The organism is Actinoallomurus acaciae, assembly GCF_042429965.1.
GTDB classification, from domain to species: domain Bacteria; phylum Actinomycetota; class Actinomycetes; order Streptosporangiales; family Streptosporangiaceae; genus Actinoallomurus; species Actinoallomurus acaciae.
Genome location: NZ_JBHLZP010000341.1, coordinates 1 through 8,993, shown reverse-complemented (window position 1 = coordinate 8,993; position 8,993 = coordinate 1). Strand labels below are relative to the sequence as shown.

Annotated in this window: 12 protein-coding genes; 7 read left to right on the top strand and 5 right to left on the bottom strand. The window is 72.5% G+C overall.

Annotated elements, in window-relative coordinates; genetic code table 11:
• Nucleotides 1-275: 275 nt before the first annotated feature.
• Nucleotides 276-1,145 carry a haloalkane dehalogenase gene (locus ACFFNX_RS33480; protein WP_378209873.1) on the bottom strand — a complete coding sequence of 290 codons (870 nt, stop codon included), beginning with the start codon at nt 1,143-1,145 and terminating at the stop codon, nt 276-278.
• 42 nt (nt 1,146-1,187) lie between these two features.
• Entirely contained in the window at nt 1,188-1,589 is a 402-nt protein-coding gene (locus ACFFNX_RS33475) for a MarR family winged helix-turn-helix transcriptional regulator (protein ID WP_378209872.1), read from the bottom strand.
• Between the two features lie 120 nt (nt 1,590-1,709).
• On the opposite strand from ACFFNX_RS33475, the gene ACFFNX_RS33470 reads away from it, so the two are divergent.
• From ACFFNX_RS33470 to ACFFNX_RS33450, 5 genes are all read left to right on the top strand, one after another.
• Nucleotides 1,710-2,381 (top strand): TetR/AcrR family transcriptional regulator, encoded by a 672-nt coding sequence (locus ACFFNX_RS33470; protein WP_378209871.1) that lies wholly within the window; start codon nt 1,710-1,712, stop codon nt 2,379-2,381.
• 66 nt (nt 2,382-2,447) lie between these two features.
• Nucleotides 2,448-3,308 (top strand): AAA family ATPase, encoded by an 861-nt coding sequence (locus ACFFNX_RS33465; protein ID WP_378209870.1) that lies wholly within the window; start codon nt 2,448-2,450, stop codon nt 3,306-3,308.
• The gene (locus tag ACFFNX_RS33460) at nt 3,292-4,638 is read left to right on the top strand and encodes a vWA domain-containing protein (RefSeq protein ID WP_378209869.1); all 1,347 of its coding nucleotides are present in this window, start codon (nt 3,292-3,294) and stop codon (nt 4,636-4,638) included. Before ACFFNX_RS33465 ends, ACFFNX_RS33460 begins: the two co-directional genes overlap by 17 nt.
• 33 nt (nt 4,639-4,671) lie before the next feature.
• The gene (locus ACFFNX_RS33455) at nt 4,672-5,769 is read left to right on the top strand and encodes a baeRF2 domain-containing protein (protein ID WP_378209868.1); all 1,098 of its coding nucleotides are present in this window, start codon (nt 4,672-4,674) and stop codon (nt 5,767-5,769) included.
• The gene (locus tag ACFFNX_RS33450) at nt 5,766-5,942 is read left to right on the top strand and encodes a DUF3099 domain-containing protein (RefSeq protein WP_378209867.1); all 177 of its coding nucleotides are present in this window, start codon (nt 5,766-5,768) and stop codon (nt 5,940-5,942) included. The genes ACFFNX_RS33455 and ACFFNX_RS33450 overlap by 4 nt, the downstream gene beginning before the upstream one ends.
• A gap of 41 nt (nt 5,943-5,983) precedes the next feature.
• Here the strand turns inward: ACFFNX_RS33450 and ACFFNX_RS33445 are convergent, their stop codons facing one another.
• The 3 genes from ACFFNX_RS33445 to ACFFNX_RS33435 form a co-directional block, all read right to left on the bottom strand.
• Nucleotides 5,984-7,024 carry a baeRF2 domain-containing protein gene (locus tag ACFFNX_RS33445; RefSeq protein ID WP_378209866.1) on the bottom strand — a complete coding sequence of 347 codons (1,041 nt, stop codon included), beginning with the start codon at nt 7,022-7,024 and terminating at the stop codon, nt 5,984-5,986.
• Nucleotides 7,025-7,407: 383 nt separating this feature from the next.
• Nucleotides 7,408-7,782: a hemerythrin domain-containing protein gene (locus ACFFNX_RS33440; RefSeq protein ID WP_378209865.1), complete on the bottom strand. Its 375-nt coding sequence runs from the start codon at nt 7,780-7,782 to the stop codon at nt 7,408-7,410.
• Between the two features lie 49 nt (nt 7,783-7,831).
• The gene (locus tag ACFFNX_RS33435) at nt 7,832-8,011 is read right to left on the bottom strand and encodes a hypothetical protein (protein WP_378209864.1); all 180 of its coding nucleotides are present in this window, start codon (nt 8,009-8,011) and stop codon (nt 7,832-7,834) included.
• Here ACFFNX_RS33435 and ACFFNX_RS33430 point away from each other — a divergent pair.
• Together ACFFNX_RS33430 and ACFFNX_RS33425 are read left to right on the top strand one after the other, a co-directional pair.
• Nucleotides 8,010-8,507 (top strand): MarR family winged helix-turn-helix transcriptional regulator, encoded by a 498-nt coding sequence (locus ACFFNX_RS33430; protein WP_378209863.1) that lies wholly within the window; start codon nt 8,010-8,012, stop codon nt 8,505-8,507. The two genes, ACFFNX_RS33435 and ACFFNX_RS33430, sit on opposite strands and share 2 nt — an antisense overlap.
• Nucleotides 8,508-8,556: 49 nt before the next feature.
• A partial coding sequence (locus ACFFNX_RS33425; RefSeq protein WP_378209862.1) for an HAD family hydrolase occupies nt 8,557-8,993 on the top strand: 437 nt, incomplete at its 3' end.

The following is an 8,993-nucleotide window of genomic DNA, read 5'->3' as shown; positions in this document are numbered from 1 at the left end:
AGTCGTCACACACCGATCGTGGACGCCCTTCGCCATGCCCGCGCCTGGTTCAGCAATAACCCATCAACGATCTAGGGTCTGTCTCGAAGTGGTCGGGTCGTGGGTTTTCCACAGCCGTGCGTGTGGTCTTTCTTTGGTGTGTGGGGTGGCTTGACAATGGAAGTGGGGTCGGCGCCCCTTGGGAGGGCGGGGAGTGTCCCGGGCGGGGAGTGTCCCGGGCGGGGAGTGTCCCGGAGGGCGGGATCCCGGAACACGCCCTAAGGCGTCGGCGGTCGTCATGCCCCAGGGCCGCTCAGGCCGTGGCGGGTGGCCCATGCGGTGATTGCCGTGGCGATCGCCTCCGGTCGGTCCTCGGGGGCGTGGTGGCCGGCCGGGCCGCAGTGTTCGGTCTCCAGGGCGGCGATGTTGGCCGCGCACCAGGCGGCCAGCCGTTCGTCGATCAGCAGGGTCGGGGACGAGTCGAAGGTGAGCAGGAGCTTGGGCACCTCGGCGCTGGCGGCGAGCCAGGTGTCGTACCGCTCGACGCGTTCGGCCACGTCGGCGGGTTCGCCGTCCAAGGGGAGGGACCGGGCCCACTCCAGGACGGGGCGGCGGCTCTCGCGGGTCGGGTACGGCGCCAGGTAGGCCCGCAGTTCCTCCTCGCTCAGCGGGTTCAGCACGCCGCCGGTGTACGCCGTCCGTACGAAGAAGTCCTGGTCGAGCACCAGTGCCTCGCCCTGCGGCCCCCGCATGGCCTCGGCGCGCGAGCGTGGGCCCTCGCCCAGTTCGCTCCAGGACATCGGCCGGACGATCGTCTCGAAGAAGGCGACGCCGCGGACGCGGTCCGGGTGGCGGGCCGCCCAGTCGAAGGCCAGTGACCCGCCCCAGTCATGGCCGACCAGGACCACGTCCTCCAGGCCCATCCGCTCGAACCAGGCGTCGAGGTAGCGGGCGTGGTCGGCGAACCGGTACGGCACGTCGGGCTTGCCCGAGCGCCCCATGCCGATGAGGTCGGGGGCCAGCAGCCGGGCGTCCGCGCCGACCGCGGGGAGCACCTTGCGCCACAGCCTGGACGAGCCGGGGTTGCCGTGCAGGAAGACCCAGGGGGAGCCACCGCCGGTCTCTTCGTGGTACATCGTCGAGTCGAGCACATCGATCTCGGGCATGAGTCGTCCTTACTTCTGGTCGAAACCTGTGGTCGAAGGGGTTCAAGCGACCGCGTCGAGGCGGCCGGTGACGAGCTCCAGGACGTGGGCGGCCGTCTGGAGGTCCTCTGCGGGGATGCCGGCGTAGGCGCGGGCGATGACCTGCCCGGTCTCCGCGCGGACCCGCGCGAACAGCTCCTGCCCGGCAGGCGTCACGGAGTGTTCGGCGGTGAGGAGCCCGGCCGCGACCAGGCCCCCCAGGTGTCGGTGTGCGGGGTCGGCGCTCCGCAGAGCGCCGGCGAGGCGCCGGGCCAGCCCGTCGGCGCCCAGGGGCGCGGTGACGGCCAGGGCGAGCGCTATCCACTGCTGCTTGGTGATGCCGGTCGGGGCCAGGGCCCGGGCGAGCACGGCCTCGTGTGCGTTCTCGGCCTGGCCGACGATCTCGGGGTTCAGGGTGGGGGACATGACGGCTCCTTGTGTGGGGCGTGATGGAGATTGTGACACTCAGTCTCGTTTAAGCACAAGTACCAAAAAATACTGAGGCTCGTCAGATCCCCAGCGTCGCCTTGGGGTAGGCTCCCCGCCATGGCGGACATCTCGGATGCTCCCGGCCGTGGCGGCCCGGCCGTGATCGACGAACGGTCCCTGCCTCTGCGCGAGCGCAAGCGGCTTCGCACCCGCCGTGCCCTGGCCGCGACCGCGCTGCGCCTGTTCACCGCCGACGGTTTCGAGGCCACCACGCTGGAGCGGCTGGTGGAGGAGGCGGAGGTGTCCAAGAGCACCTTCTTCCGCGCCTTCCCCGCCAAGGAGGCCGTCGGGATCGAGGCCGAGGCCGAGGTGTGGACGGCCTACACGGCCGCGCTCGACCGGCGCCGGCCGGACGGGGTGATCCTCGACGAGCTCCGCGACGCCCTCACCGGCGTCGCGGCCGCGCTGGACCCGGACTGGGACCGGCGCTACGTGGCCACCCGCAGGCTGATCCTCACCGCACCGGCCCTGCTGGCCTACGTCGACCACTACCGCACCGGCATCGAACGCCAGGTCGTCGCCTGCCTGGCCGGCAAGCTCGGTCTGGACGGCGACGACATGCGCCTTCAGGTCCTCGCCGAGCTCACCACCACCGCCTGGTCCGTCGCCGCCCGCGACTGGGTCCGTGACGACGCCCGCGGCGGCCGTGACCACCTCATCCGGCGGCTCCAGGGAGCCTTCGCCGCGATCCCCGCCGGCCTGCACCTGCGGGCGTCCGGGGAAGGCTGATCACCTCGGCGGCACGCGGGTGGGATAACTTCGAACGCGGTTCGGAACAGTGCCACGGGAGGGCCGATGACCTTCACATCCCCCGGTGACGTACGTGAGCGGCTCGCGTCCGTGGGCTACCTGCCCGACGACGCCATCGCGACGACCGTCTACCTGGCCGCCGCGCTGGGCAAGCCGCTGCTGGTCGAGGGCCCGGCCGGAGTGGGCAAGACCGAGTTGGCCAAGGCGGTCGCCGAGATCACGCAGGCCGCACTCGTACGGCTCCAGTGCTACGAGGGCCTCGACGAGCCGCGCGCCCTGTACGAGTGGAACTACAAGAAGCAGCTCCTGCGCATCCAGGCCGCCGGAGACCAGGACTGGAGCGCCACCCACGACGACATCTTCACCGAGGAGTTCCTGCTGGAGCGGCCGCTGCTGACCGCCATCCGGCGCGCCGACCCGACCGTTCTGCTGATCGACGAGACCGACAAGGCCGACGTCGAGGTCGAGGGCCTGCTCCTGGAGGTGCTGTCGGACTTCCAGGTGACCATTCCCGAGCTGGGCACGATCACCGCCGTACGCCGGCCGTTCGTCGTGCTGACCTCCAACGCCACCCGTGAGCTGTCCGAGGCGCTCAAGCGGCGCTGCCTGTACCTCCACCTCGACTACCCGAGCCCCGAGCGCGAGCGCGACATCGTCAAGGCCCGGGTCCCCGGCATCGAGGACGCCCTCGCCGGACGTCTCGCGCAGGTCGTCGCCACGCTGCGCGCGCTGGAGCTGAAGAAGGCGCCCTCCATCGCCGAGACCATCGACTGGGCCCGTACGCTCCTCGCGCTGGGCCTCGACCACCTCGACGCGGACGCGATCAACGCCACCCTGGGCGTCGTTCTCAAGCACAACTCCGACCAGGAGCGCGCCCGCAAGGAGCTCGATGGCTCTTCTCGATAGGCACATCGGTTTCGTCGCCGCGCTGCGTGAGGCGGGGTTGCCGGTCTCGCTCGCCGAGGGGCTCGACGCCGTCCACGCGCTGGAGGCCGTCGACCTCGGCGACCGCGCGTCGCTGCGCGCGGCGTACGCGGCCACGCTCGTCAAGCGGCCCGCGCACCGTGAGGCGTTCGACCTGCTCTTCGACCTGTGGTTCCCGCCGGTCATGGGCAGCACCGAGGAGGCGCGCGACAAGCCGGCGTACGGCGACCCGGAGCTGACGCGGCTTCGCGACGAGCTGAGCGGCATCCTGCGGAGCGGCGACGATGAGGCCCTGCGCGCCTTCGCCCGCGGGGTCGTGGGCGCGTACGGGCGGGGCGGCGGCGGCTCCGGCCAGTGGTTCTCCTACCAGGTGCTGCGGATCCTGTCGGCCGACACGCTCATGGCCGGGCTGCTGAACGCCGTGCTCGCCGAGCGCGGCGGTCTGGAGGAGAAGGTCGCGCGGCGGACCTTCGCCCAGCGCATCGCCCGGTTCGAGGAGCTCGTCGGGCAGGACGTACGCCGCCGGATCGCCGAGGAGCGCGGCGTACGGCGGGTCGCCCGTGCCAACGTGCGGCCGCCCCTCGAACAGGTCGACTTCCTGCGCGCGACCCGTGCCGACCTGGCCGCCCTGCGCCGGGAGATCCACCCGCTCGCGCGCCGTCTCGCGACGCGCCTCACCGTACGCAACCGGCACGGCCGGCGCGGGCGTCTCGACTTCCGCCGCACCGTGCGGACCTCGCTGTCCACGGGAGGCGTGCCGCTGACCACGCACCACCGCCCGCGCCGCCCGCACAAGCCGGAGCTCGTCGTGCTCTGCGACGCGAGCGACTCCGTCTCCTCCTTCGCGCACTTCACGCTGCTGCTGACGTACGCGCTGCGCGAGCAGTTCGCCAAGGTGCGCGCGTTCGCCTTCATCGACGGGCTGGACGAGGTCACCCGGTTCTTCGCCCCCGGCGCCGACGTGGTCGAGGCGATCACCCGGATGACCGGCGAGGCCGACCTGGTCTGGGTGAGCGGGCACAGCGACTACGGGCGCGCGTTCGCGGTCTTCGAGGAGCGGTACGGCGACGCGATCACGCCCAAGACGTCCCTGCTGATCCTCGGTGACGCCCGGACGAACTATCAGGACCCGGGCCTGGACACGGTCCGCCGGCTCACCGGACGGGCGCGGCACGCGTACTGGCTCAACCCCGAGCCGGCCGGGGACTGGGACTCCGGTGACTCGGCTGCCTCGGTGTACGCCGAGGTGCTGCCGATGCACGAGTGCCGCAACCTCACGCAGCTCGCGGAGTTCGTCGAGACTCTGGCCTGATCCCGTCGCCGAGGACGGGGTATGGCATGCGATATGGACCTTTCGTTCCTTAGGGCGCTGTATGACCGCCCGGGACCGTTCGCGTCGGTCTATCTCGACATGCGGCGTACGGAGGATCCGCGGGCCGTCGAGGTGCGCCGGCGCGTCCAGTGCAAGGAACTGGCCGACCAGGGGGCTCCGCCGGAGACGATCGCGGCGGTCGAACGCGTCGTCCGGGACGAGAAGGAACGGCGGGAGTCCGGTTGCCTGGCGGTGTTCGCGCACGGCCGCGAGGTCGCGTACGCGGCGCTCCTGGACGGCCCGCCACGTGAGGAGGTGGCGCGTTACGCGCCGCTGCCGCACGTCGTGCCGCTGCTCGAACAGCGGGGGGAGCCGGTCCCCCGGCTCGTCGCCGTGGTCAACCGACTGGGCGCCCACCTCACATGCGTCGCGGCGGACGGCACGCGGTGGGGCGCCGTGGTGCCGCCGTCGGTGGAGGCCCCGGTGCACAAGCCCAAGGGCGGCGACATGTTCCGCCAGCCGCACGTTCAGCAGGCCGCGGAGGAGGCCTGGCGCGCCAACGCGAAGAAGACCGCACGCGTGATCGACCAGACCGTCGGCTCCTGCGGGTTCGAGCTCGTGGTGATCGCGGGTGACGTACGGGAGCGCGCCGCCGTACTGGAACAGCTCTCCGAGCCCGTGCTCGCCCGCACCGTCGAGTCGCGCGCCGGCGGACCGGGCCTGGACGCCGACGTCACCGAGACCGTACGGCGGACCCGGGCGGCGCGGATGACCTCCGCCGTGGAACGCTTCAACGAGCAGCTGAGGAAGGGCCGACGGGCCGTCGACGGCCTGAAGCCGGTGATCGGCGCGCTCCGCAACGCCCAGGTCGCGAGCCTGCTGATCGACGGCCGCGCCGACGCCCGCACGCCGGTGTGGACGGGGCCGCACTGCACCGACATCGCCACCTCACCGGACGAGCTGCACGAGCGCGGCGTACCCGATCCGGTTCCGGACCGCGCGGACGCCGCCCTGGTCCGGGCGCTGGCCGGCACGGATGGCGAACTGTTGCTGATCACGCTGGACGGCTGGCGCGCCCACCAGGGGCTGGGCGCCCTGCTGCGGTACGGGGACCGCGCCGCCGTGCCGTGAGACGCCGCAGGCGGATCTACCTGACGCTGATGGGGATCTGCGGGCTGCTCTACCTGGTCGCCTGGACGGTCGTCGCGCCGTTCTCGCGGGTGTGGGCGGTGGCGCTCTCGGCCGTGGCGTCGATCATTCCGCTCGTCGCGGTCATCATCGCCAACCGCGACGGTACGACCTGATCGCCGACCGGCCGGGCGCCCGGCCGGCCGGCGGGAGCGGCTCAGGCGGCGAAGCGCAGGACGGCGCCGATGCCGTGTTCCAGCGGCGGTCCCTCCTCGGACAGGACGACGATCTCCGCACCGGTCTGCGCCAGCGCGCGGGCCAGGACGGCGTCGGCCCGGTCCTGTTCCGGCTCGGCGATGTTCACCGCACGCAGGTCGGCGGCGGAGGTGGCCAGGTCGGTCGGTGCCGGGCCGAACCACAGGCGGTCGGTGGACTCCGGATGATCCTCGATGACCAGCGTGTCGACCTGGGCACGGCGCAGGGCCTCGGTCACGGCGTGCAGGCCGGTGACGGCGAGGCCGCCCTGACCGCGCTCCCGCTGGTAGCGCTCCAGGCGGTCGGTGAGGTTCTCCGCCTCGGCCAGTTCGACGGCGCGGTCCACCTCTTCGGCCAGCGGCGCGCCCTCCGCGTGACGGGACTCGACCGTGCGGGCGAGCACCGGCTTGGACAGCTCGTCCAGCAGCGCGCCACGCGCCTGCGGGTCGCCGGCCAGGACGATCACGGCCGCCTTCTCTCCGGTGGCCTGGTCGTCGACCTCGCGGGCGACGGCCTTGGCGTTGGCGCGCCAGGTGTCCTCGGCCGCGCGCTGCATCCGTGACTGGTCGAGGTCGCCGCCGTGCGGCCTGCGGATCGGGGACTCGGTCTCCGGCCGGACCTCGGTGGTGCGGCGCGTCCGGTCGCGGCCCACCCGGGTGATCGCGGCGCCCTGCCGGTCGGCGACGACGACCAGGTACGGGAGCGGCTCGGGTCCGCTCGCGAGCAGCGGCATGACGTGGGGGAGCGGCCCGCAGCGCGCCTGCTCGCAGACGTACGGCTCGTCCCGTACGTCGGACAGCACGACGCCCTCGCGGGTGGCGAACGCCGCGAGCCCGCCGGAGGTCCGGCGCTCGTCGTGTTCGCGCACCAGGTCGTCGAGGGCGGCCAGGGCCTCCCCGGGGGCACCGGCGGCGGTCGCCTCCTCCCGCAGCGCGCGCCAGCGCAACTCGATGAGCTTGGACGAGTCCTCGGCCGTCCGGGTCATGTCGAGGTAGATCGACACGTACGGACCAGGCCGTTCGTACAACGGTCGGAGAAAGGAAAGGTCCATGTGGCTCGCCGTTACCCGTCCCGGCCGGGCCAAACCTGGCCGCAGCCTTCCCCGGCACGACGCGAGCCGGCAGGGGTCCCCTGCCGGCGGTCGCGGCGCGGGTCTCTACGACCCGGAGGTTCCCACCGGCAGGTCCGGCGGGCGCGGCGTCTGCGGCGCGGGCCCACAGGACGTGGTGGATGAGGCGCAGCGGCGGCGGCAGGATGCTCAGCACCTGCCGCGCCCGGTCGTCCGGCACTCCGTCGAGGAGCCAGGGGAAGTACGCCGCCGCGCCGGACAGACCCGGCCGCCGGCGCCGAACCCGGCCCACTCGGCGTCGGTCAGCGTCTCGCGGATCAGCGGCAGCGCGTCCGTCTCCTCGTGGTCGAGGTGTGCGGTGAGGCCGCCGGCCAGCACGTCGCCGTGCCTGCGCAGCGCGACCGGGTCACCGGCGGCGATGGCCGTGCCGACCGCCTTGAGCTGGGGTCGAGTTCGGCGTGTTCGTCCTCCATGTCGTCGAGCAACCGCGGGTCCTGCGGGCGTTCGGACGGTTTCGCCCGCAGGACGGCGTCCTCGGCCTCGTGGTGCACGGTCAGGAAGCGGCGGAAGCCGTCCCGGCCGGCGCGGACCTCGCGGGAGCCGACCTCGCCGGTCGCGGCGACCGAGGTCAGCCGGTCCAGATCGCGCCGGAAGGCGTCGTGGGCCGCGTACATCAGCGTCAGATCGATCACGGTCGTCTCCGGTGGTGTCATGGCTCGCGCGGCCCGGCCAGGCTGAGCGTCAACAGGGAAAGGTCACATGGGTGATCGACAGCACCTGGGGGATCATCAGCGCGGCCATGCCGCCCGGCAGGACGCGGGCGCCGATGGGCATTTCGGGGCCGGCCGCCACGCCGTGCCGATAATAAGCAGCGAAATAGTAAGCGATCAAACTATCTTTGAGTGAATAGACTGCGCGCATGAAGGACGGCGGGGACGCGGTCGACGTGATCATTGACCAGTGGCGACGGGAACGGCCTGACCTGGACCTGTCCGCGATGGCGGTCTTCGGGCGGCTCGTTCAGGTGGCCGCGATGCTGGGTCCGGTCACCGAGGCGGTGTTCGTGCGGCACGGCATGCGCGGGGGCGAGTTCGACGTGCTCGCCGCGCTGCGCCGATCCGGCCCGCCGTACGCGCTGATGCCCTCGGAGCTCGCGGCCGATCTGATGATGTCGCGGGCCGGCATGACCAGCCGCGTGGACCGGCTGGAGGCGGCCGGGTTCGTGGAGCGCAGCCTCGACCCCAACGACCGGCGCAGCTTCCGCATCACCCTCACCGACAAGGGGCTGAAGGCCGTCGACGCCGCTCTCGGCGAGCACGCCGAGAACCTGGCCCGGCTGTCGGCCTGCATGACGGACGAGGAGAGGCACACCCTCGAACACGCCCTTCGTGGCCTGCTGCGGACCCTCGCCGACTGATCGCCGCCCCGGCGCGGTTACCGGGCCATCGCCCGGGTAGGCGACCGGCATGGCGGACGCGGTGATCTTCGATGTGGACGGCACGCTGGTCGACACCAACTACCTGCACGCGGTGTGCTGGTGGGAGGCGTTCCGGCAGCACGGGCACGGCGTGGACATGGCCGACGTCCACGGCGCGATCGGCATGGGCTCGGACAAGCTCCTCGACCATCTGCTGCCCGCCGACCGCGACCGCGACGCCGACGATGACATGCGAACCGCCCACCGGTCGCTGTACGCCACGTTCTGGACCCGCCTGCGCGCCTTCGACGGAGCGACCGACCTCCTGCGCGCCTGCGCCGGGCGCGGGATGGAGGTCGTCCTGGCCAGCTCCGCGGCCGCCGGCGAACTGGCGGCGCTGCGCGCCGCGCTCGACGCGTACGACGCGATCGGCGCCGCCACGTCGTCCAGCGAGGCGGAGCAGAGCAAGCCGGCGCCCGACATCGT